The following is a 23802-nucleotide window of genomic DNA, read 5'->3' as shown; positions in this document are numbered from 1 at the left end:
AGAAGATAATTTTTAAAATTTTGATTTTCAATATTTTACTCCGCCAAAAACTCATTTACAGTACATTTGTTTGAAAAAAATAAAAAAAATCCTATTTCGAATTAGAAATCAATTTGTATTTTTGACAAATTAAAATTCAATTTTAAAATTTATATACTGATGAAAGTATTTGATTTGGACATGATCAAAGCTGCGTATGCTCGCATGCCTGAGAGAGTAGAAGCCGCCAAAAAGTTATTGGGTAGACCAATGACGCTTGCCGAAAAGATTTTGTATTCGCACTTGTGGGACAATTTAGGAGATAAACCTTTTGTAAGAGGAACTGACTATGTTGATTTTGCCCCAGACCGTGTAGCTATGCAAGATGCCACGGCTCAAATGGCCCTTTTGCAATTTATGCAGGCTCAAAGAGACAAAGTAGCGGTACCTTCTACAGTACATTGTGATCACTTGATCCAAGCGAAAGTAGGTGCTACCGAAGATTTAAAAATTGCAAACGAATCAAATAAAGAAGTTTATGACTTCCTTTCATCTGTTTCAAATAAATACGGCTTAGGTTTCTGGAAACCAGGTGCAGGTATCATTCACCAAGTAGTATTGGAAAACTATGCATTTCCTGGTGGAATGATGATTGGCACCGACTCACACACGCCAAATGCTGGTGGATTGGGTATGATTGCCATTGGTGTGGGTGGAGCTGATGCTTGCGATGTAATGGCTGGTTTGGCTTGGGAACTTAAAATGCCAAAATTAATCGGGGTTAAATTGACAGGTTCATTGAAAGGATGGGCTTCTGCAAAAGACGTAATATTGGAAGTTGCTGGTAGGTTGACTGTAAAAGGTGGAACAGGTGCCATTGTAGAATATTTCGGAACGGGTGCTGACAAACTTTCGGCAACTGGTAAAGGAACCATCTGTAACATGGGTGCAGAGATAGGTGCTACCACTTCAGTTTTTGGATTTGACAAAAAAATAGCAAAATATCTGACTGCAACGGGTCGTAGAAATGTAGCCATAGCTGCTGGAAGAATCAAAGAATATTTAAGACCTGACCAGGAGTGTATCGACAATCCTGAGGCCTATTACGACCAAGTGATTGAAATCAACTTGTCGAAATTGGAGCCGAGAATTAACGGTCCTTTCACACCAGACTTGGCTTGGCCGCTTTCGAAATTTGCTGCTGCTGTTAAGAAAAACAACTGGCCAGCAAAATTGGATGTAGGTTTGATAGGCTCATGCACAAACTCTTCTTATGAAGACATGACCAGAGCGGCATCAATTGCTAACCAAGCTTCTGAAAAACATATCAAAGCGAAAGCAGAATATACCATTACTCCAGGTTCTGAATTGGTAAGATTTACTGCTGAAAGAGATGGTCTATTGGCCACTTTTGGTAAAATTGGTGGTGTAGTTTTGGCCAACGCTTGCGGACCATGTATTGGTCAGTGGGCTCGTCATGGAGCTGAAAAGGGTGAAAGAAATTCAATCATTACTTCGTTTAACCGTAACTTTGCAAAAAGAGCTGACGGAAACCCAAATACACACGCATTTGTGGCTTCACCAGAAATCGTGACCGCTTTGGCGATTGCTGGAGATTTGACTTTCAATCCTCAAAAAGATACCTTGACAAACGAAAAAGGCGAACAAGTGAGATTGGACCCACCTTTGGGCATCGAGTTGCCACCATTGGGCTTTGATGTTCTGGATGCAGGTTACCAAAAACCAGCAAGAAGCGGTAAAAACGTTAAAGTGAAAGTGAGTCCGAAATCTGACAGACTTCAATTGTTGGCTCCGTTTGCCAAATGGGAAGGCACAGACATCAAAGGATTGAAACTTTTGATCAAAGCCAAAGGAAAATGTACCACTGACCACATTTCTATGGCGGGCCCTTGGTTGAAGTTCCGTGGACACTTAGACAACATCTCTAACAACTTGTTGATAGGTGCTGTAAACTTTGCAAACGAAGCTACGAACAAAGTTAAAAACCAATTGACAGGTGAATATGGCGAAGTACCAACCGTTCAAAGAGCCTACAAAGCCGCTGGCGTTGGTTCGATAGTAGTAGGTGACGAAAACTATGGCGAAGGTTCATCAAGAGAGCACGCAGCGATGGAGCCACGTCATTTGGGCGTAAGAGCTATATTGGTGAAGTCGTTTGCACGTATTCACGAGACCAACCTTAAAAAACAAGGTATGTTGGGCTTGACATTTGCAAATCCGGCAGATTATGACAAAATAAGAGAAGACGACAGTTTAGATATCTTAGGGTTGACAACTTTCGCTCCAGGAAAACCTTTGACAGTGGTAGCTAACCATGCTGATGGTTCGAAAGACGAAATCGTGGTTAATCATACCTATAACGATGCTCAAATCGGCTGGTTCAAAGCTGGTGCGGCATTAAACATCATTGCAGAGCAAGCTGGTAAGTAATATTTTCGGATTTGCTTTTGTGGAGAATCCCTGGCTGTTTGGCTGGGGATTTTTTTGTGGTAATAACTGCTAGGATATAATAGTAAATTGCAATACCAAATATTTTAGAATATAAAGCTTTGTGATTTTTGTGACTCCTTTGTGTCTTTTGTGTAAAAGTTATACCACAATAGACACAAAGAAATTCCACAAAGTTTCTCAAAGAGCGAAACGCTAAGAATAACTTATCTCAACGATAAAGAAATAAAAAGTAATTTTTAATCACTATTTTTGAAAATTCAAATAAAAGCCCCAATTTGGATAAAGCTTAAAACAAAAGCTTAAAAATAGAGATATACTTATGAAAATAAAATATGATAAGGAAACAGATATTTTGTAAATCAAATTAATTGATTTACCTGTTGATGAGTCAGATATGGAAAAGTAAGGAGTAGTTCTTGATTACTCTGTTGATGGTCAATTGGTAGGAATAGAAATTCTGGATGCCTCTAAGTCATCTGCAAAACCAAATATCGTTGAATACGAATTGGCTTGATTTTCAAAGTTCAAATACAAATCTGCTGGTTTAGCAAGATGGGAAGTAATATTTCTGAATTTATTTTTTTAAAGAATCCCTGGCTTTTTGCTGGGGATTTTTTTGTTTTTGTATCAAGAAATTTTAGATCAAAAATATAGAATTAAAGAAATAGGAATCTTAATAAATACCCAAGCAAAAGAAAATATAAGTAACTTGCTAAGGAACATTGACACAACCCGAAGCAAACGCAATAGAAAAGAATCTCCCACAAAAAAATGATTAAAATAAATCCTAATCATTTATATTTATATTAAAATTAGTTGATAGAAAAACCTCAAAAAAGCTCAATATGAACACCTCCGAAACGCATAATCAACGAATGGCCAGTATGACGTTTGCATCTGTTTATCCACATTATGTGACAAAAGTCGTTAGAAAAGGTAAGACTGTAGAAGAATTGCACCGTGTTATAACTTGGCTGACTGGCTTTGATGATGCTAAAATTCAAGAATTAATCGAGGCGAAAGTTACTTTTGAAACTTTCTTTGCTGAGGCCAATTTACACCCGAATGCAAGCCTGATAACCGGTATGATTTGCGGCTATCGCATTGAGGAAATTGAAAATCCATTGACACAAAAGGTGAGATATTTAGACAAATTGGTAGATGAATTGGCGAATGGTCGTAAAATGGAAAAGATCCTGAGAGGACAGTAATTTTTACATGTGGCCAATGTTGATCTTTTTGAAAAAAAATGAAAAAAAATTCAATAAAATATTTAATAAATAGGTTATAGTTAAATAAGATGCCTATAGCTGTAACTTCTTGGATAAAATTCTAAATAGGTTTTGAAGCATCATTTATTTGGTTTTGCTGCTATCGTTTTTAAGTTTCTTAAAGATTTCAACAAAATAAAAAAGGGATATTGACCATTCAGAGGAACAATTAGGTCCTGACCTCTTTCGATCTAAAAAATGCCATTTAAGTGGCTTAATCTAAAAATAAATGCCAAATGACTACAACCATAATTATATCTATTTGTGTACTACTTCTCTTGGCATATGTATTTGATATTAGTTCGTCTAAAACAAAAATTCCTTCGGTCATTCTTTTACTTACAGTTGGATGGCTGGTCAGGCAAGGGGCTGTTTTTTTTCAGCTTAATGTCCCAGATTTATCTTCAATTCTTCCGATTTTGGGTACGGTTGGGCTAATATTAATTGTTTTAGAAGGTTCTTTGGAACTGGAGTTAAATAAATCAAAACTAGGCTTCATCGGTAAAACTGTCCTTATTTCCTTCTTACCCATGCTATTGTTTTGTTTTGGACTTGCAGCTGTTTTTCAATATTTTGGGCATATTTCTTTTAAAGACGGCCTCGCCAATGCCATTCCTTTTGGCGTAATTAGTAGTGCAATAGCCATTCCGAGTGTTCAAAATCTGATTTCGAAAGACAAAGAATTCATCACCTACGAAAGTAGTTTATCTGATATTTTTGGAGTGATATTTTTTAATTTTATAACGCTGAACGATAACATTGGAACACCATCTGTAGGACATTTTATTATAGAATTATTGATTATTTTATTGGTCACATTTGTGGCTACCATAGGATTGGCGTTTCTTTTGAGTAAAATCAAACATCATGTAAAATTCTTGCCTATTATTCTGATCATTGTTTTGATATATGCGGTTTCAAAAATATATCATTTACCAGGATTAATCTTTATTCTCCTTTTCGGATTGTTTATTGGCAATTTAGACGAACTCAAAAACTACAAATTTATACAAAAACTTCAGCCTGAAAACTTAAACAAAGAAGTGCATAAATTCAAAGAATTGACCTCCGAAACCGCTTTTCTGATTAGATCTCTCTTTTTTTTGCTGTTTGGTTATTTAATTGAAACCCATGAATTGATTAACCAAGAAACCATAATTTGGGCGGTCGCGATTACCCTTTCGATTTTAGTTTTAAGGTTTATATTTTTAAAACTTTTCAATCAGAATATCAAGCCACTACTATTTATTGCCCCACGAGGTTTGATTACCATCCTCTTATTTTTATCGATACCTATTAATCAAGTAACATCATTGGCCAATAAGTCGTTAATCTTACAGGTTATCATTTTGACAGCCATTTTAATGATGATAGGCTTAATGTCTAATAAAACTAAAACGCTTGAAAAAACCGTAGAGGCGGATATTTAAATTCGCAAATCAGCGGGCTAAAAAAAATTATACATGGATAATTTACTCAAACAAATAAGCTTCATAAAAGAAATAGATAAGCTGAAATTCATTCAACGTAAAACCAAGTTATTCCATAGCGACAGGCACGAAAATGATGCGGAGCACAGCTGGCATTTGGCGATGATGGCCTTAGTTTTGGCCGAACATTCAGATAAACCCATAGATATTCTTAAGGTCTTGAAGATGGTTTTAATCCATGATATTGTTGAAATAGATGCAGGTGACACTTTTATATACGATACCACAAAGAGTCATTCAAACACCGAAGAAGAGCTTTTAGCAGCCAAAAGAATATTTGGAATTTTACCTGCGGAACAAGCAGAGGAGTTTATAACCATTTGGGAAGAATTTGAAGAAGGAACTTCCGATGAGGCCAAATTTGCCAAATCGATGGATAGATTGGAACCCTTATTGCAGAATACTTCAAATAATGGCGGCACTTGGGCGGAATTTGGTGTCAGTTACGAAAAAGTTTATGAAAAGAAAAAAGCCATTAAAAATGGTTCTACCTCCATTTGGAATTATGCAAAAAACCTCCTAAATGAAAGCGTAGATAGGGGAATCTTGGCAAAACAAACTGAAGAGTGATTTCTCAGAAAGTTTGGAAAAAAGTTTGATTTATCGGACTGGTTTTTCTCGAAAAAATAAATAAAATTCGATATCTACTTTTGGCATTCTTTTCTTTGGCATTTGGCATAGAAGGTCAGTGAATGTTCTTTTATTTCCAAACCGCTAAATTCTTCTTGTGTATTTTGAATGTTTTGCAGACGTGGGTCACAAAATTCAAAGACTCTGTTGCAGTCAATGCAAATCAAATGACTGTGTTGCTTTCGGCCGAAAGCTTTTTCATATCTTGCGGCGTGTTTGATGCCAAACTGATGCTTGGTTACAAGACCAATTTCTACCAGCAACTCGAGTGTATTATATACCGTGGCTTTACTGATATTGAATTTATGAATGATGATGTCATGGTAAAGCTCGTCTATTTCTACGTGGTCCTCACGCTGATAAATTTCCGCCAAAATCTTGTACCGTTCTTGGGTTTTCCTTAATCCTTTTTCCTCAATTTTTTTATCGAGAATCCTTTGTGCTTTTATAAGAATTTCGTCATTCATAATTTGTTCTTTTTTTGTTTACCCCACCATATCAAAAAACCAGTTACTGGCAAACTCGCTGCCACCAAAGAAAACAAAAATGCCAATACTTTTCCTGTAAAGCCTAAGATTCCACCAGTATGAATATCATACGTCATCCTGATGAGTTTGTCTGCCGTATCCGCATCTTTTAGTCTTCCATATATAGTATCCGTATGGATTTCTTTTAAAGTATATTGATCGAAATATCTGTAATCGATACTCCAAAAAACGCCTTCTTTGGTATTTACATTTGCTCCAATGGCTGAGGCAGGCTCTATGGTATGTATTTCAAGTGAAACTGCATCTGGATGCTCTATTTTCATTTTTTCCCAAACCAAATCTGTGGCTGGCTTTTTAAAATTTGTCTTAATCGCTCTCTGTGAAACAGGTTCAGTGAACAAAAGTTTTTTTTCGCCCCCAGCTGCTTTGTAAATTATGTATGTAAACCACTGGATTCCGAAGAAAATACCTGTTATAGCAATAATGAGCAGCAAAAACGAACTATAAAATCCTAAAATATTGTGTAGGTCATAATTTTTACGTTTCCATTTGGTGATGTCTTTCCAGCGAAACCAAAAACGTTGGCGGGCAGCTGATTTGTTTTTTGGCCACCACAAAAAGATACCCGAAAAAATCATGAAAACAAACAACAATGTGGCATAAGAAGTAAGTGGCTGGCCTATTTTTGGCGGTAACCATAGGTAAAAGTGACCATCCAGAATCCAATGAAAAAATCTATTCTCCATGTTGACCACCTCCAAAACCTTGGCAGTGTAAGGGTTCATGTAGATGATATAATAATGCTCTGGCTCGAAACTATAAAAAATGGCTTCCACATTACGGCCTGGGGCAGGATAATTGATGGCATGAAGATGTGCATGGGGCAAAGTCCTTCGTGCTTGTTGCTCAAAAATAGAGGGAGGTAAAATGGGTTTGTTTTCAATCTTCGAAAACCTAAATGGTTGAGTGGCATCCTGAATTTCTTGCTGAAATGCGTAAATGCAGCCTGTTATGCTAATTATAAACACCACCAGCCCAGTGGATAAACCGAGCCAGAGGTGAATTTTTTGGATAATTTTATTGAGAGTCATGTAATTCAAAATTTATAATTGATGCTCAAACGATAGTTTCTATGGGCCTCTGTTTGGTAATAATAGAACTTGCTCCAAGAATAATACGCTCCTGAAAACACATCCGCATTGAATAAGTTATTAGCATTTACGGCCACCCCAAATTTGCCAAATTGATATGATGTAGCTGCATCAAATCTGGTGTAGGCTGGCATACTTGGATCTATAGATTTATCGTATTCAGCATACCAAGCAGAACGACCTGCCGCATGAGATGCACCGAAGGAAAAGCCCAAGCCTTCAACTTTTCCTGTGGGTACTCTATAGCTCAGCCATGCATTGGCAATGCTTTTGTCTGTTCCAGGTATTTGTGAATTTACTTGGTTTCCGTCGGTATCTTTTGTTACTTTTCCATCGGTATAGGCATAGTTTAGGGTTACATCGAGCCCACTAAACAATTGTCCTCTTAGGTCAAATTCTATTCCAGAAGTTTGTGTTTGTCCAAGCTGAATAGAGAAAAACTGATGATTTGGATCACCTTTAAGTACATTATTTTTGGTGATTTGATATACCGAAGCCGAAGCTGTCCAACGGCCATTGAGCCATTCTCTTTTTACCCCAAGTTCTTTGTTTGTTCCAGTAATTGGGTCAAATTCTTTGCCTTCAAACGTGGCACCTGCTTGAGGGATAAAAGATTCATCCACAACGGCATAAAGACTTGTGTTTTTATTCAGTGAATAGCTAAGCCCAACTCTGGGTGTGAATTTACCAGCATCTACAGAGCCTGACCATGGGTCTTCGTCTCCCGCGGTAGTGTATCTTCCTGCCAATGTTAACCTTAGTTTATCCTTCAAGAGTCTGATTTCGTCTTGTGCATACAATGCCGTGTAAACATTTTTGTAATGTACACCTCTTTGTTTTACACCCAATATTCTGTTATAAACTGGATATGCAGTGGCAGGAACTTGACCATAAACTGGTTGAGTAACAATAAAAGGAGATGAACCCACAATGGCCCCTCCCTGATTCCAATCATGATAAAAGTCTTTGTCACCCATATCCACACCAGCCAATATTCTGTGTTTTATTTTTCCAGTAAACGCATCCCCATTCACAAAAAATTGTCCAACTCGTATTTGCCCTAAAATATCCCAAACAGACTCTGCTCTTTTGAGCGTGTCGCCACTTATGCTACTAGGCCAAAGACTGCTGCCTAGCTGATTAAACTGTAAATAAGCCAATTGACCTGTAAGTTTCCAGTTGTCGTTGATACTGTGAGAAAGGGTGGTAATAAAGGAGTGATCGTTGATTTTGGTTGGTGTCATATTAGATTCCAAAGTAGAAAATCCTTTTGGAAGCGTACCCAGACCGTCTGATGTGTAGACATATGCTGAACCCAGCGGTGACATGTTTACATATTGATAAGTGTATTCTGTAGTTAATGAAGTTCTTGGATTAATCTGGAATTTCAAAACCGGGGCAACAGAAACTCTGTTGTTAAACTCGAATTTGCGATGCGTACCTTTGGATTGTCCCATCAGGTTTAATCTATACTGAATTTTACCATCTTTACTCAACAATCCATCAAAATCTAAAGTATTCCTGTAGGTGCCAAAACTACCGATGGTCATTCCAACTTCGGACTTTGTAATGCCAGTAGGTTTTTTAGTTACAACATTATAAAATCCGCTTGGCTCACCACTTGCCAACATAAAACCAGCAGGTCCTTTTACGAATTCTATACGCTCCACCATGCTCATATCTTCATTTAAAGGACCCCAAGTTTCGGTCACATTCATGCCGTTTCTGAAAGCTGCTATTCTAGAGCCTCGCATCACAATTCTGGCATAATTTTCCCAATGCTCGGAGCGGGTAGCACCACTTACATTTCGAATTACACCCTCTTGCATATCAAAAATTTGCTGTTCTTGTAGAATTTGACGAGTAATTACTTGGATATTTTGAGGTATTTCAAGAAGCGGAGTTTTCAATCGTAAAGAAATAGAAGGATAATCTGTAACATATTTACTTGGATTGGCTATAACCAATAGTTCTTGTAATTGATTGGCGTCTTCTTCCAAGCTAAAATTGAGTGTGAGAATCTCATTATCTTTGAGTTCAACTTTTTCGGATTTAGACTTGAGGCCTACAAAACTGGCAAGCAAGTTGTAAGAACCAGCTTTAAGATTGTTTAAACTGTAATTTCCCTCTTCGTCAGCAATGGTTCCTTTGGAAGTTCCTTTCAAACTGATATTTACAAATTCAGCCGGTTTTCCATCTGAAGTACTGATTTTACCTTTTATGATAGAGGTTTGAGCAAGAGCAAATTGACTAACAAAGAATAGTAATATTAGGTTTTTCATTATTTTTATTTAGACTAATTATAAACAATAGATTAAAAAAGAAGGAGAATTCAATAATTCTCCTTTGAGAGTATTAGAATTTGATACCGGCTGAGAGATAGAAGGTCCGGCCATCTGCTGGTAGAATACCTGGTCCTGGGTAGCCACCAGCTCTACGTGTGAAATATCGTTCGTCTGTTAGGTTATTTACACCTGCTTTCACATTATAATGTTTCAAAAATTTGAAACTTGCTGAAAGATCCTGCACGGAATAAGCTGGAATAAGACCCGTTGTAGCGGCAGAATTGGCAGTTTCGGTATTTGAAGCATCGGCATAGGCTTTGCCTATATCGCTCATTTGCCAAGTCATAGAAAAACCTTTTTTGTTATAAGTAATTCCAAAACGATTGATTTTACGCGGAGCATTTTCTACTCTTTTTCCTGATAAGTTTCCTTCAACCACCTGACCATTCACTACAGAAGTAGTTTTGAAGTCTCTATAAGTAGCATCAATATATGCCAAAGAAGTAAATATACTTACATAACCAATTTTAGAAGTTTTGAAGAAAGCTGTTACGGGGTCAAATTCTACATAACCTTCAAAACCTTGACTAATTGAGCGACCTAAATTTGTACGGAATTGGTAACGCTGATTTGAGGCATTGGTTTGTGTAATTGTACCGATGCGATTATTATAATTTACGTAGAAATAATCAATATCAAAGTTTAGATAATTCCCCACTTTGCCTCGATACCCAAAGTCAAAATTATAACCACGAGCATCTTGAAGGTTTTCATCAATAACATCAGTTGTAGCAGGAGGAGTTAAGTCTGAAATCAAAACTGGGCGATAAGCTTGTGAAATGTTAGAATAAAACTCCGTTTGCGAAGTGAGATGATATTCAGCACCACCACCGAATAATAAAAAGCTACGCTCACGGGTAATAGGTGTTAAATTATTGGCTTGCCCATTAGACAAACTAAAACGCCCCTGCATAATAGAATTGATGTTTTCCAACCTTGCTCCAGCTGTCATCAAAAACCTTTTTGAAAATCTAAAAATATTTTCAAAATAAGCTGCTTTGTTGATATTATTGAAGTTTAAATCACGCGGATATTCACCTTCGACACTAAATTCCATATCCATACTTGTTGAGCCTTTACCTTGCTGCTGACGGTCGATATTACCATTGTAGTAGCGTAAACCACTGGCCACTGTGTTATTCATCCCCAAAAACTTATAGTCAGTAATAAATCTAAGTTCCGAACCAAAATTATTGTAATAATCTCTATCAACTTGGCGACTTGAAGAGAAATTATCAACTGCCGTAATAGCTGCAACATTTCCAACGCTGCTACGCTCTGCTACAACACCAAATGCTTTCCAACTTAATTTTGTTTTCTCAGTGAAAATATACTCAGCCGAAACAGAAGGTACTAACCACGGCGTGCTGAACCAGTTTCTGCTTCTTACACTCTGACGAGCATCTTGAGCAAACTGAGCGTCAGTCAAACCACCAGCTTGTTGGCTTTTATAGGTCATATAAGTTACTTCCGCTCCTATTTTAAACTTATTTGTAATTGCATAACTCAATTCAGCATGAGCATGGTCAGTGTTATAATAACTGTTGTCTCTCCAGCCATCACCGAAACGTTTCTGATAATAAGCCGTATAACTCAAACGTCCTTCTGTCCCACCTATATAATTAAACGTACTAAACAAGCCATTGCTACCGACAGTATTCTGGGATTCGACGGTGATTCTGGTAGAAATATCAGGCTTACGCAGTACGAAATTCATCAAACCACCAAATTGAGGACCATATTGCAAGGAAGAAGCTCCACGAACGATTTCGATGCGATCGACCACTTCCATAGGAGGCGTATAATAGGCTTCTGGATAACCCATTGGATCGGGCGTAATGTCATAGCCGTTCATTCTAACATTAAATTCCCAAGATCGATTTGGACTCAAACCGCGAGAAGCAACGGATAATTGAATTCCAGAACCATCATTTTCCCAAACAGAAATACCAGGAGTACGACTAAAAATCTGACGGCTATTATTCATCGCCAAATTTGCATTGATATGATCAAGTTTTATGACTTCATTTTTTTTCGTTGCATTAATTGTGTAATTATCTATTTCAGCCAAATGCTCATTTCCTCTCACACCTCTACTGGCTACCACCTGAATATCGTTTAAAGTATATGTTTCATCTTCTAATTCAAAATTGACTGTTTTTACCTCATTTTCTCCTAAAGAAATATTGGTTTCTTTCGCCTTTAGACCTAATAAAGTGGCTACCAAAGTATAATTCCCAGTATTTAATCCCTTAATGATGAATTCCCCATTGCTGTTTGTTTGTACTCCTCTTACGGTTCCTTTTAGGATGATATTCGCTCCGACCAAATCTTGCTTTGAACTGTCTGATACTTTTCCAATAATGCTCGATTTTTGAGAAAAAACAGTTAAGTGGAGCATGAAAAGCATTAAAATAGTATATATTCTTGAAACCATTTGATTTTTTTAATTTTTATTTAGACTTCTTATAAATAACGTGACAAAAGTAAATCTAGATTAGAATCATTCCAAATAAAAATAAAAATTATTTAGATTAAATTTAAATAACGATTATTTCTTCTGAATAAATCAAAACCAAACAAATCAATAATTAAAAATAAATATAATTACAAATATTTGACATTCAATAATATAACCAACAACAAACGCTTATATTCGAATACAAACGACTAATAACCGAATAGATTTTCTGCACCACCCCAATTTTGCAACAACAAATCGAAACAAAGCAAATGAAGTTTCGAACATTATAAATTTTTAAACAAAACAAAAAATGAACTCAGTAAAATTAATCGGAAACGTAGGTGCAGATGTAAACGTGATGAAGTTTGACACAGGCAAAAAAGCTAGCTTTAGTTTAGCCACTACCGACATCTACCAAGACAAAAACAACCAAGAAGTAAAAAATACCGCTTGGCACAATGTAATTGCGTGGGGCAAAGTAGCTGATGAATGCGAAAAGTTAATATCAAAAGGAAAATCAGTACTTGTAGAGGGGAAATTGGTGTACAGAAACTATACCAACAGCCAAAACCAAAAGGTATATGTGACAGAAATTCAAGCTTTTAAAGTTGAGGAGTATGTTTTTGAAAAGAAGTAATTCTTATTAAAAAGTGTAGCAAATAATCAAATTAACACATTATCAAATTAACACATTATCAAATTAACACATTATCAAATTAACACATTAATAAAATGAACACAGTAAAATTAATCGGAAACGTAGGTAACAATCCCAACATAAGAACATTTGAAAGAAGCAAATTGGCGAGTTTTAGTCTAGCAACGAAAGAAACTTACGAAAACCAGAACTCAGAAGAAATTACCAATATCCAATGGCATAATATCGTTGCTTGGGGAAAAATAGCTGAGCAATGTGAGGCATTAATAGGAAAAGGAAAATTCATATTGATAGAAGGAAAACTTCAAACCAGAAACTATTTAAACAAAGAAAACAAGAAAGTCTATATAACAGAGGTACTGGCAACCAAAGTTGAAGAAGTGGCCACTAAACCTAAAACCAAGACATTTTTTCTATAATCCCACGCTTTTTTGGAATCGGGAGTCTATATTTTTAGGCTCTCGAAATCCTATTTATAAAAATTTGCTAATATTCTAGTCTAAACTAACGTTTTTAAAAGAACTATAAACTATAAATTCTGAATGCTCAAATCTATACAAATTTGTGCTTTATTAATTCTATTTCTTACCGAATCATATGCCCAGCAATTGGTTACTATCAGTGGTTTTGTGAAAGAAAAAAAAACCAAAGAGCTATTGATAGGTGTGAATATATATTTGCCTAACACTAATACAGGTATTTCGACCAAAACTTATGGGTATTACTCCTTATCCATTCCTGCTCAAGATTCTGTTACTTTGGTATATTCCATGGTTGGCTTTCAAAGAAAAATAATGCGTTTGCCTTTTAACAAAAATCAAAAACTAGATATTGAATTAGAAGATGAAAATTACCTGCAAGAAGTAGTAATTAGTTCTAAATCAGAGCAAAACAAACAAAGCAATTCACCGAACATGTCTAAAATTGATTTGCCAGTAGATCAAATCAAAAATCTCCCAACTTTAATGGGCGAAAAAGACGTTCTCAAAATCATTCAATTGCTACCTGGTGTACAAAAAGCCTCTGAGGGGCAATCTGGTATATATGTTAGAGGAGGCGGCCCAGACCAAAACCTGATAATTTTAGACGATGCAGTGGTCTATAATGCCAGTCATTTATTTGGCTTTTTCTCGACTTTCAATGGCGATGCACTTAAAAGTGTGGAACTGACCAAAGGTGGATTTCCAGCCAGATATGGAGGCAGACTTTCGTCCGTCATTGATTTGACCATGAAAGACGGCAACAAGGAAAAATTCTCTGGCGAAGGTGGATTCGGACTTATTTCGTCAAGACTTTTGCTCGAAGGACCATTGAAATTCAATAAAAACAAGCCAACAAAAGGCTCTTTCCTCGTTTCGGGAAGAAGAACCTACGTGGACTTTGTAATGCGTCCATTCATAAAAGCTCAAAATCAAGAATCAGAAGGCAAACAAACCTCTGGCTATTACTTTTATGATTTAAACATAAAGCTCAATTACGAAATCAATGCAAAAAACAAGATATTCCTAAGTTCTTACCTGGGCGATGACGTTTTCTATAATAAATATACTTCAGAAACAGACAATTCTGACGCTGGCCTAAACTGGGGAAATATAACCAGTACTTTACGCTGGAACCACGTTTTTGGCCAGAAAACTTTCGGAAATGCCTCTTTGATTTATAGCAATTACGGTTTCAATATTTTCACAAAAGAAACACGTTTGAATTCTTTAGAAGCCAACAATTTTACACTCAACTATGACTCTGGTATTGAGGATTATAGCCTAAAATACGATGTAGATTATTACCAAAAGCCCAATATTAGCTTCAGATTTGGCGTTATGGCTACCCACCATACTTTTACACCCGAAGCCCTGATTTTACAGAATGCTTCAAGTGAAGTTAATCTAAATAAGGACAAATCTTACAAAGTATGGGAAAATGCCATTTATACTGAAAGTATTTGGTCGCCAGTACCCAAAATAAAAATAAATGCTGGCCTGAGACTCAGTCAATATTTGATAACAAACGCTCCTCAGCATAGATTAGAGCCAAGAGTTTCAGCGGCTTACAAAGTCAAAGACGATTTGGCCATAAAAGTCTCTTATGCCAACATGAACCAATATTTACATTTGCTGACCAATACAGGTCTTGGCTTACCAACTGACCTTTGGGTGCCTGCAACTGAAAAAGTGGCACCGCAGAGTTCGTCTCAAATAGCGGCTGGTGCGGTGAAAGACATCAACCAAGACAAAGGTATTTCGATTACTTTGGAAGGCTACTACAAAAAGATGAACAACATCATCAGCTATAAAGAAGGTGCTAGTTTTCTTTCTATAAACTCCAATACCAGTGTAGAAGACAATGGCTGGGAAAACAAAGTTACCTCTGGTCAAGGAGAGTCTTATGGTATGGAGTTTTTGGTGCAGAAAAAGGTTGGGAAATTCTCGGGTTGGGTGGGCTATACTTGGTCGAAAACACTTTGGACATTCGAAGAATTGAACTTCGGAAAGTCATTTTATCCCAAATACGACAGAAGACACGATCTTTCTTTGGTGGGAATTTATAAACTTAAACCAAAAATCACCCTTTCTGGCATTTGGATTTATGGTACCGGAAACGCTCTTACAATTCCAATTGCAGAATACCGAGCGTATTCGAGCACCTATATAAGGGGAGACAATTTGGATAATCCTATTGGCTGGAGGAATTTCACCGTGCAGGAATACGGCGAAAGAAACAGTTTTAGAGCTGAGCCTTATCACAGATTAGATTTGGGCATCCAGTTTCACAAAAAGAAAAAACGATTTGAAAGAACTTGGGACGTGAGTATTTATAACGCTTACAATAGGAAAAATCCGTTTTTCTATACCGCCTCCAACGACCAAACATTTTTTGGAACCTCTACTGGTAGTAATACCAACAATACTTTGACCTTAAAAAGGTACTCACTCTTCCCTATTCTGCCATCAATAACCTATAACTTCAAATTCTAGAAATTATGAGAAATAAATTCAATATATTCATAATCAGCTATTTATCCATAATTTTCCTTTCTTGTGAAACGATCATTGATGATATCCCTTTGAGTAGATTTCCAGATTTGCAAGAAAAATTAGTAATGACGAGCTTTCTTTGTCCGCAAGACACGATGATTTATGTAAGTTTGGGAAAATCAATTCCACTTTTCGGCACTGTAAAAATAGACACCACAAAAGTTTTGATTTACACGGGCGATTCGGCGAATTTTCTGAGGGTAAATAATTATGTTTCTGATGCCATTGTTTCGATCAGTGATGGAATAAAAGGCAGTATTTTAAAGTTTAATCCAAAGCATAAATTTTACGAAATATCCAGAAGAGACTTTAGAATAGAATCGGGCAAAACGTATACCATAAAAGCTAAAAGCGGTAACTTAGAAGTGGAAGCATCTACAAAAATACCTTCTCAAAGGGTTAGAATCAATAATTTACAAATTCGACCATTTATGCAAATCACGAGTACATTTTTTGAAAAAGACACCAATATTGGATATCAACTTCAATTTGACTGGCTTGACATTGCCGGCGAACCTAACTATTATAAGGTTTTTGGCGAAATGACCTACCAGCAATTAGAACCCGTGATAAAAAATGTGGAAAATAAAGAAGAAGTTTCAATAGTAGAAAAAACTAAATATGCATATTTCCGCTGGCCAAATGAACAAAGCTCAGCGGTCAGATCATATTACACAGACCAAAATGCGGATGGGAATCAATTTAAAATTGGAGCTGTCAATTTTTTTGAAAACCGGAGTATATTTAGAACAAAGTCAGGGACTTACAAATCAGAAACTGTTCCAGATTCTGACAAAATCATTAGGGTGCAACTCTCCAACATCAGTAAAGAATTCTACGATTATCAGAAGTCATTATCAGAGCATAATCGTACAGATGACAACCCTTTTGCCGAACCGATTCAGGTTTATACCAATGTGAAAAATGGATTTGGCTGTGTGGCGGGCTACAATAGAACTGAAACTGTGGTAGGGACAAAATAAATTTATTATTTTTGAAGAAAAAACCTTCAAATGAAACTCTTCTCAGCAGAAACCTATAAAAATCGTAGAAATAACCTAAAAAAAGCCATTGGTAAAGGCCAAATTTTGTTTCTCGGAAACAACGAAGCCCCAATGAACTATACAGATAATACGTTCAGATTCCGTCAGGACAGTTCATTTCTGTATTATTTCGGAATAAATTTACCTGGACTTGCTGCACTCATAGACATTGATAATGACCAAGAAATCATTTTCGGGCATGAGTTTTCTATCGACGATATCATCTGGATTGGCCCTCATGAAAGTTTGGCTAGTTTAGCTTTTAAAGTGGGTGTTGAAAAAACGATTTCTCCTTCCGAAATCGACAACTACATTTCTAAAAATGCACTTCATTTTTTACCACAATACAGATTTGACAATCAAATATTTCTCTCAGAACTTCTTGATCAAAAAGTAAGCGAACTAAAGCCTTCATTGTCCTTAATTCAGGCCGTAGTAGCTCAAAGATCAATTAAAACAGCAGAAGAGATTCTTCAAATGACAGAGGCGGTGAATATTACTCGTCAGATGCATATTACAGCTATGAAATCTACCTCTGCAGGAAAAATGGAATATGAGGTTGTCGGAAAAATATTAGAAACCATGCATGCCCATAATGCTGAATTATCTTATCCTGTTATTTTTTCGGTCAATGGACAAACACTGCACAATCATTACCATGGAAACAAAATGCAAACTGGGCAATTGGCCATCAATGATTCTGGATGCGAAACCGAGATGGGTTATGCAGGAGATATAACGAGAACGATTCCCATTTCAGGTAAATTCACACAAAAACAAAAAGATATTTATGAAACTGTGCTTGAAATGGAGGTTTCGTCCATAGAAAATTTAAAACCAAATTTGAAGTATCGTGAGGTGCATCTTCATGCAAATAAAATCTTGTTAACCAATCTAAAATCTTTAGGATTGGTTACTGGAAATGTTGAAGATATGCTAACCCAAGGCGTTGGCGGACTATTTATGCCACATGGTTTAGGTCACATGATAGGCCTAGACGTGCATGATATGGAGGCACTTGGTGAAAATCACGTTGGATACAGAGAGGGTTTGGAAAGAAGTACCCAATTGGGTTTAAAATCGCTACGTTTGGCCAAAGAATTAGAAGCTGGTCATGTAATAACCGTAGAGCCTGGCTGTTATTTCATTCCTGAACTTATTACCAAATACAAAGCTGAAGGCAAATTCAAAGAATTTGTAAACTATTCAAAACTCGAAGACTATCTTGATTTTGGCGGTGTAAGAATTGAAGACAATGTCTTAATTACCGAAAGTGGCTATGAAATTTTAGGAGAAGCCATTCCTAAAACTACAGATGAAGTTGAAGAGATAATGAAGTAGCAGTTAGATTTTAAACCGAACATTGGTCAGACAATGGTCGGAATAGCACGAACAGCGGTCAGACGCTAGTCGGACCTGTAAACCAAGCCACTGAAAGAAGGTGGTAATAGGATCGCAAAAACGCAAATAGCGGTCAGACGATACGCGGCCCTGGAAATTAATGTAAGCAACGGTCAGACGATAGTCGGACATGATAATCGCTTCTAATAGAAATGTTAAAAAGGCCGATGCAACTATAATATTACCACTAAATGCAATTCTATATCAAAACCTTGTCACTCAGGTTTGTCTTTTGTCTAACCGTAGACTTTAAATTACCAATATTAAGTTTTATTAGGTCTGAATAGTTACTGACCGCAGTTAGTTACATGAACTTAAATCAGGACCGACTAGCGTCTGACCAAAACTAAATTGAATACTGATTTTCCCTTAAAATCAAGGAACTGGAACTCCAGCACTTTCAGTCCATAGTGCGAACCAATCTTGTAATTCCATTTCAACCTGGCAAGCTTTGGTCAAATTGGCAATTCTACTAGTATCTGCTGTGCCACAAACGGGTAAAATACCAGCGGGATATTTCAGAATCCAAGCAAGAAGTATAATATCAATGGAAACTTCGTATTTCACTGCCAGCAATTCTGCCATCTTTTTCACTCGCAAAGACTGCTCATTATCCTTTTTGAAAACACTCCCCAAAGGCGACCAAGACATCGGCTGAATGCCACGCGTTTGCATATGATTTAAACTTCCATCTAACATAGCCTCAAAATGGGTGATAGAAAACTCAATTTGATTATAAGCAATTTTGGTTTTTGTCTCGATAAAATCAGACTGATGAGGTGTAAAATTGGAAACTCCGAAATCAATAATTTTACCTTCTTGTTTTAGTTTTTCAACAGCATTGGCTATCTCATCTGCATTCATCAATGGACTTGGTCTGTGCAACAAAAGAAGATCGAGATAATCGGTTTGCAGATTTTTTAGCGATTGTTCTACAGACCAAATAATGTAAGAAGACGAATATTCATAGTGTTTAACTGTGTTTTTTCTTTCCTCAGACAGCATTTGAATTCCGCACTTAGAAATTAACTGAATTTTATCTCTTTCAATTTTGCTTCCAGCAAAGGCTTTTCCAAAACTAGCTTCTGTAGTGTAATCTCCATAAATATCGGCATGGTCAAAGGTAGTTATTTCATTCTCTAAACAAGACTGCATCAATTCAATCATTTGTTTTGTATCACAATTTTTTCCCCATACACCCCAAGTCATGGTGCCGGCTATAATTTTTGAAAATGGTTTTGTTATCATTTGATTTTTAATATCTTGACAATTAAGGTTTTGCTTATATATATATTTAAAATTAAATAGACAGTTTAGAAGAATTGCGGATAGAACTTAAATCAGTTTTTTATTCCGATTTTTGATTTTTGAGGTTCTGTTTATGTAAAACCAAAAGTTAAAACTGACCACACTTCAGGTCCGACTGTCGTCTGACCACAATCTCAGAGCTAAATACTATCCGCACTTACATCAGAAAACTTCTGGCCTTTGATTTTTTCTTGGAGTTTTATCAAGCCTCCCAAGAGTGCTTCTGGTCGAGGTGGACAACCGGGCACGTAAACATCTACTGGAATTATTCTGTCGACGCCCTTGACCACATGATAACCATGCTCCCAGTATGGACCTCCACAGTTGGAGCAGCTTCCCATTGAAATAACATATTTAGGGTCGGGCATTTGTTCATAAAGACGTTTGATTCTGTCTGCCATTTTGAAAGTAACCGTACCTGAAATGATAATTAAATCCGACTGACGGGGTGAGTTTCTTGGAAAAATACCGAACCTTTCAAGGTCATAATTGGAAGCGTAAGTGGCCATCATTTCAATAGCACAACAAGCCAAACCAAAACCCAATGGCCAAAGAGAATTCGCTCTTGCCCAATTGGTTAGCTCATCAACAGAAGTCAGAATAACCTCTCCTTCCCCTGATTTCAATCTATCCACAGCCTCTAAAGAATCGAAATTCATGAATATTTTTCGTTAACGTTTTTATAAAGATTTTCAGGAACAGGTGATTTAAAATCATTCTCTTTTTGAACAGGTTTTATCCAATCCAAATGTCCTTTTTTCCATGCATAAAGTAAGCCTAATGCCAAAATAAACACAAAAATAAACATTTCTGTTCCTGCATAAATGGCCCAAACGCCATTGGTTTCTTCGAAAAGCTGTTTATCGCCAAAAACCGTGGCCCAAGGAAAAAGCAAAACCAATTCTACATCAAAAAGAATAAAAATAAGTGCAACGATATAAAATCTTAAGTTAAAAGAAACATGGGCTGTACCTTCAGTTTCTTCCCCAGATTCGTAAACAGCATTTTTCTCAGGATTCGGTCTAGAAGGCCTAAGAAGTCTGGCGATTCCCAAAACCAAAAGCACCAACAAGATACCTGATACAAAAAACAATAAAACGAATCCAAATTGACTAACCATTTCTATTTAACCAAATTAAGTTTGTGAATGCCTAACACTAAAAAAGACTTATTAGTTTTTAAACCTTTAATTTGCTAAACCAATTGCCATAGGCAGTTGCATATTCTTCTTTTTGAGCCACATTTGGCTCAATCACCTTCAAAAGTGTGAGTCCAGCCATGGCCTCAGCAATGTTGGCAAAAAAGCCTGCTCCTACTCCACTGCCCAATGCCGCTCCTTTTGCTCCATGCGTGTCGTACATTTCTACAGGCACTTGAGTCACATTCACCATAGTTTCCGTAAATAATTCACTCAAAAACATGTTGGCATGTCCCGCTCTGATTACGCTCGGCACAACGCCCAAGTCTTTCATCAAATCAAAACCATATTTCATAGAAAATACAATTCCCTCTTGACCCGCTCTGAACAAATGTGCTTGTGAGTGAACATTAAAATCTAAACCCAAAACCTCACCACCATAAAGCTGATTTTGAAGCATCCGCTCCGAACCATTTCCAAAAGGCATCATCACCAATCCGTCTGAACCAATTGCTATTTTCGATGCTTTTTCGTTCATTTCTTGGTAGCTGATACCTCCTCCCATGTTGTCTTTCAGCCAGCGATTCAAAATACCCGTACCGTTGATGCACAACAAAATACCGATTCTATTCTGATTATCCATTCTGTGGTTAACGTGAGCAAACGAATTTATCCTTGATTTTGGATCAAAAGCCACTTGGTCACTTACAGCATAAACCACACCTGAAGTTCCAGCAGTTGCTGCTATTTCTCCAGGATTAACCACATTGAGTGAAAGTGCATTATTGGGCTGATCTCCAGCTTTATAGGCAATCGGTATTCCAGCCTTAATTCCCAAACTTTGGGCTATTTCTAAAGAAACCTCTCCATGATTTGAAAAAACAGGTTTAATGGTCGGAATAATTGACGTCGAAAAACCAAAAGCTTTCAAAACGTCTTCGGAAACTTTGTTTTCTTGAAAATCCCAGAAAATACCCTCCGAAAGACCTGAATTTGTGGCGGTGATTTCGCCCGTCATTTTCATCGCTATGAAATCGCCAGGAAGCATGATTTTGTCACATTTTTCAAAAACAGCAGGCTCATTTTCTTTTACCCAAGCCAGTTTTGCCGCTGTAAAATTACCTGGTGAATTTAATAAGTGGCTTAGTGCTTTTGCTTGGCCTATGGTCTTAAATGCACTATCACCTTGAGCCACCGCACGGCTATCACACCAAATTATTGATGGTCGCAAAACTTTTTGGTCTTTGTCCACCATCACCAAACCGTGCATTTGGTAAGAAATACCTATAGAAACTATCTGCTGGGCATCAAACAAACCAGAGGCCACAACTCTTTTGATGGCTTGCTGTGTATTTTCCCACCACATTTCGGGCTCTTGTTCTGCCCATCCTTTTTGTGGTGAAGATATTTCAGCCTCCACATCAGGATATTGTGCCGAAGCGATTTCCTTTTTAGAATTGGCGTCAACTATCGACGCTTTTATGGAAGATGTACCTAAGTCTATTCCGAGTAAAAACATTTTATTGATTGATTCGATTTACGATTTTAGATTGAATCGATTATTTGATTTACGATTTACTTTATATTTTTTTTATCTAAACTTTTCCCATTCCCTTTGCGAGATGTGACTAAGCGGAGCCGAAATGAGCGGCGGTCTCTGAGCGAAGTCGAAGTGACTTACTCCGGAAACCCACTTTTGTCCAACCTTGGAATGATTTTCAATGCATTTTTATAATACACCTTTTTCAAAACATCATCAGACAAGCCTATGCCGTACATTGGCCAAAAGGCATGATACTTTTTATGATATTGAAAATACTCATCTTCGGTTTCTAAAACTCTGAAATAGGTTGCATATTCTGAGGGTACCCAAGAGTCTTTACCAAACAAAATTCTATCCTGCCATTTGGTAAAAAACTTGTTGGAAGTTCTCGGTTGACGGCCAATTTCGGCTATTACTGCACCTATTTCTACATACATATTGGGCATGGCAGTCAAAAGACTATCCAATTTCCCGAGGTTATTAGGATACCATCCCATGTGAGCACTGATGAACTTCGTGCCTTTGTGTTTTCTGATAATGTTATGTTGCTGGGCAATAATTTCCTCAAACCCAAAATCTCCCTTCGCTACATCTTTCTTACGTCCAGGATGCGTTTTGAGTTCTAACCAACGCTCATTAAACTGGTTTAAAGGCTCCCAAAAAGAAGCCGGATCAGCTGAGTGAATGATTACCGGAATACCCAACTCACCTGCTTTTGCCCAAACCGCATCAATTCTTGGATCATCTACTCTCACCAAAGAACCATCCGTGTTCTTTACACTAAAACCCAAGTTCTTGTACACTTTCAAACCTACGGCACCTCTCAGTTTAACATCTTCCTCCAATATTTTCGCTGCTTTTTCTGACCAACCTGTTTCATTGATAGCATCAAAATCTACATTTGTAAAAACCGCAAACCTTCCAGGATACAGTTTGCTATTGGTCACATTGTCGCTTAAAGTTTTGGTGGCCTTTTCCGAGTCTTTTGTCCAGCCTCTTCCACTCAAATTGACCAAAATTCGCATATTTAGTTTATCCATTTCTGGAATGAGTTTATCTACATTGTCTTTGCTTTCGCCCATTGCATATTGGTGGTTGTGCACATCAATGAATGGGTATTTAGACCTTATTTTTGGGTTTTTATCTACTACCAAAGTACTTTTCGGGTCGTACTCTTCAAAAGTTACGGCTCCTTTGTTGTCTCCAATGGTTATTTGCTGGGAAAAAGAACTTAAAGAAATGATATTACCGATAAATAGCAAGGCTGCTTTCTTCATATTTAGGCTTGAATTTTCGGTAAAGATAAGGATAAAATACCGAACTGATAGAAGGTTAAAAGCATAAATTGGTAATTCTGACACATTTTAAATACCAAGCACAAAATGA

At 37.0% G+C, this 23802-nt stretch carries 18 protein-coding genes and 1 pseudogene; 10 read left to right on the top strand and 9 right to left on the bottom strand.

Annotated elements, in window-relative coordinates; translation table 11 throughout:
- The first annotated feature begins 159 nt into the window (after positions 1–159).
- From EGI24_RS11005 to EGI24_RS10985, 5 genes and pseudogenes are all read left to right on the top strand, one after another.
- Entirely contained in the window at positions 160–2430 is a 2271-nt protein-coding gene (locus tag EGI24_RS11005; protein WP_255048445.1) for an aconitate hydratase, read from the top strand.
- A gap of 430 nt (positions 2431–2860) precedes the next feature.
- Positions 2861–2965 (top strand): annotated as a pseudogene (locus EGI24_RS21975) (DUF2283 domain-containing protein); the annotation flags it as partial.
- A 331-nt stretch (positions 2966–3296) separates the two neighbouring features.
- On the top strand, positions 3297–3662 hold the full coding sequence (locus tag EGI24_RS10995; protein WP_255048444.1) for a DUF2200 domain-containing protein: 366 nt from the start codon (positions 3297–3299) through the stop codon (positions 3660–3662).
- 296 nt (positions 3663–3958) lie between these two features.
- Entirely contained in the window at positions 3959–5152 is a 1194-nt protein-coding gene (locus EGI24_RS10990; protein ID WP_255048443.1) for a cation:proton antiporter, read from the top strand.
- Positions 5153–5185: 33 nt separating this feature from the next.
- Complete coding sequence (locus EGI24_RS10985; protein ID WP_255048442.1) at positions 5186–5782, top strand: HD family hydrolase; 597 nt, start codon at positions 5186–5188, stop codon at positions 5780–5782.
- A 74-nt stretch (positions 5783–5856) separates the two neighbouring features.
- On the opposite strand, the gene EGI24_RS10980 is transcribed toward EGI24_RS10985, so the two are convergent.
- From EGI24_RS10980 to EGI24_RS10965, 4 genes are all read right to left on the bottom strand, one after another.
- Positions 5857–6309, bottom strand: coding sequence for a Fur family transcriptional regulator (locus tag EGI24_RS10980; protein WP_255048440.1), 453 nt, complete (start codon positions 6307–6309; stop codon positions 5857–5859).
- The gene (locus EGI24_RS10975; protein ID WP_255048439.1) at positions 6306–7421 is read right to left on the bottom strand and encodes a PepSY domain-containing protein; all 1116 of its coding nucleotides are present in this window, start codon (positions 7419–7421) and stop codon (positions 6306–6308) included. The genes EGI24_RS10980 and EGI24_RS10975 overlap by 4 nt, the downstream gene beginning before the upstream one ends.
- A gap of 5 nt (positions 7422–7426) precedes the next feature.
- Positions 7427–9763, bottom strand: coding sequence for a TonB-dependent receptor (locus tag EGI24_RS10970; RefSeq protein ID WP_255048438.1), 2337 nt, complete (start codon positions 9761–9763; stop codon positions 7427–7429).
- Positions 9764–9836: 73 nt separating this feature from the next.
- Complete coding sequence (locus tag EGI24_RS10965) at positions 9837–12263, bottom strand: TonB-dependent receptor (RefSeq protein ID WP_255048437.1); 2427 nt, start codon at positions 12261–12263, stop codon at positions 9837–9839.
- A gap of 337 nt (positions 12264–12600) precedes the next feature.
- Here EGI24_RS10965 and EGI24_RS10960 point away from each other — a divergent pair, with 337 nt between their 5' ends.
- The 5 genes from EGI24_RS10960 to EGI24_RS10940 all read left to right on the top strand — a co-directional run bounded on the left by EGI24_RS10960 (position 12601) and on the right by EGI24_RS10940 (position 18367).
- Positions 12601–12927 carry a single-stranded DNA-binding protein gene (locus EGI24_RS10960; protein WP_255048436.1) on the top strand — a complete coding sequence of 109 codons (327 nt, stop codon included), beginning with the start codon at positions 12601–12603 and terminating at the stop codon, positions 12925–12927.
- Positions 12928–13022: 95 nt separating this feature from the next.
- Positions 13023–13367 (top strand): single-stranded DNA-binding protein, encoded by a 345-nt coding sequence (locus tag EGI24_RS10955; protein ID WP_255048435.1) that lies wholly within the window; start codon positions 13023–13025, stop codon positions 13365–13367.
- Positions 13368–13490: 123 nt separating this feature from the next.
- Positions 13491–15923 (top strand): TonB-dependent receptor, encoded by a 2433-nt coding sequence (locus EGI24_RS10950; protein WP_255048434.1) that lies wholly within the window; start codon positions 13491–13493, stop codon positions 15921–15923.
- Positions 15924–15928: 5 nt separating this feature from the next.
- A complete protein-coding gene (locus EGI24_RS10945) occupies positions 15929–16966 on the top strand; it encodes a DUF4249 domain-containing protein (protein WP_255048433.1) in 1038 nt (345 codons plus the stop codon).
- Positions 16967–16996: 30 nt separating this feature from the next.
- Positions 16997–18367: an aminopeptidase P family protein gene (locus tag EGI24_RS10940; protein ID WP_255048432.1), complete on the top strand. Its 1371-nt coding sequence runs from the start codon at positions 16997–16999 to the stop codon at positions 18365–18367.
- 435 nt (positions 18368–18802) lie between these two features.
- Here EGI24_RS10940 and EGI24_RS10935 read toward each other — a convergent pair whose 3' ends face one another.
- From EGI24_RS10935 to EGI24_RS10915, 5 genes are all read right to left on the bottom strand, one after another.
- Positions 18803–19675 (bottom strand): aldo/keto reductase family oxidoreductase, encoded by an 873-nt coding sequence (locus tag EGI24_RS10935; RefSeq protein ID WP_255048431.1) that lies wholly within the window; start codon positions 19673–19675, stop codon positions 18803–18805.
- A gap of 200 nt (positions 19676–19875) precedes the next feature.
- Complete coding sequence (locus EGI24_RS10930) at positions 19876–20394, bottom strand: NADH-quinone oxidoreductase subunit B (RefSeq protein WP_255048430.1); 519 nt, start codon at positions 20392–20394, stop codon at positions 19876–19878.
- Positions 20391–20855, bottom strand: coding sequence for an NADH-quinone oxidoreductase subunit A (locus EGI24_RS10925; RefSeq protein WP_255048429.1), 465 nt, complete (start codon positions 20853–20855; stop codon positions 20391–20393). The genes EGI24_RS10930 and EGI24_RS10925 overlap by 4 nt, the downstream gene beginning before the upstream one ends.
- Positions 20856–20913: 58 nt before the next feature.
- Entirely contained in the window at positions 20914–22392 is a 1479-nt protein-coding gene (locus tag EGI24_RS10920) for a xylulokinase (protein ID WP_255048428.1), read from the bottom strand.
- A 158-nt stretch (positions 22393–22550) separates the two neighbouring features.
- The gene (locus tag EGI24_RS10915; protein ID WP_255048427.1) at positions 22551–23693 is read right to left on the bottom strand and encodes an amidohydrolase family protein; all 1143 of its coding nucleotides are present in this window, start codon (positions 23691–23693) and stop codon (positions 22551–22553) included.
- Between the last annotated feature and the right edge of the window lie 109 nt (positions 23694–23802).

The organism is Lacihabitans sp. CS3-21, from assembly GCF_024343675.1.
Lineage (GTDB): Bacteria > Bacteroidota > Bacteroidia > Cytophagales > Spirosomataceae > Leadbetterella.
The sequence above is the reverse complement of the archived record's forward strand: the minus strand, read 5'-3'. Positions and strand labels throughout refer to the sequence as shown.

Coding starts and splice junctions, on each gene's coding strand:
- EGI24_RS11005 (WP_255048445.1), top strand. CDS start 160: ATGAAAGTATTTGATTTGGACATGATCAAAGCTGCGTATGCTCGCATG.
- EGI24_RS10995 (WP_255048444.1), top strand. CDS start 3,297: ATGAACACCTCCGAAACGCATAATCAACGAATGGCCAGTATGACGTTT.
- EGI24_RS10990 (WP_255048443.1), top strand. CDS start 3,959: ATGACTACAACCATAATTATATCTATTTGTGTACTACTTCTCTTGGCA.
- EGI24_RS10985 (WP_255048442.1), top strand. CDS start 5,186: ATGGATAATTTACTCAAACAAATAAGCTTCATAAAAGAAATAGATAAG.
- EGI24_RS10980 (WP_255048440.1), bottom strand. CDS start 6,309: ATGAATGACGAAATTCTTATAAAAGCACAAAGGATTCTCGATAAAAAA.
- EGI24_RS10975 (WP_255048439.1), bottom strand. CDS start 7,421: ATGACTCTCAATAAAATTATCCAAAAAATTCACCTCTGGCTCGGTTTA.
- EGI24_RS10970 (WP_255048438.1), bottom strand. CDS start 9,763: ATGAAAAACCTAATATTACTATTCTTTGTTAGTCAATTTGCTCTTGCT.
- EGI24_RS10965 (WP_255048437.1), bottom strand. CDS start 12,263: ATGGTTTCAAGAATATATACTATTTTAATGCTTTTCATGCTCCACTTA.
- EGI24_RS10960 (WP_255048436.1), top strand. CDS start 12,601: ATGAACTCAGTAAAATTAATCGGAAACGTAGGTGCAGATGTAAACGTG.
- EGI24_RS10955 (WP_255048435.1), top strand. CDS start 13,023: ATGAACACAGTAAAATTAATCGGAAACGTAGGTAACAATCCCAACATA.
- EGI24_RS10950 (WP_255048434.1), top strand. CDS start 13,491: ATGCTCAAATCTATACAAATTTGTGCTTTATTAATTCTATTTCTTACC.
- EGI24_RS10945 (WP_255048433.1), top strand. CDS start 15,929: ATGAGAAATAAATTCAATATATTCATAATCAGCTATTTATCCATAATT.
- EGI24_RS10940 (WP_255048432.1), top strand. CDS start 16,997: ATGAAACTCTTCTCAGCAGAAACCTATAAAAATCGTAGAAATAACCTA.
- EGI24_RS10935 (WP_255048431.1), bottom strand. CDS start 19,675: ATGATAACAAAACCATTTTCAAAAATTATAGCCGGCACCATGACTTGG.
- EGI24_RS10930 (WP_255048430.1), bottom strand. CDS start 20,394: ATGAATTTCGATTCTTTAGAGGCTGTGGATAGATTGAAATCAGGGGAA.
- EGI24_RS10925 (WP_255048429.1), bottom strand. CDS start 20,855: ATGGTTAGTCAATTTGGATTCGTTTTATTGTTTTTTGTATCAGGTATC.
- EGI24_RS10920 (WP_255048428.1), bottom strand. CDS start 22,392: ATGTTTTTACTCGGAATAGACTTAGGTACATCTTCCATAAAAGCGTCG.
- EGI24_RS10915 (WP_255048427.1), bottom strand. CDS start 23,693: ATGAAGAAAGCAGCCTTGCTATTTATCGGTAATATCATTTCTTTAAGT.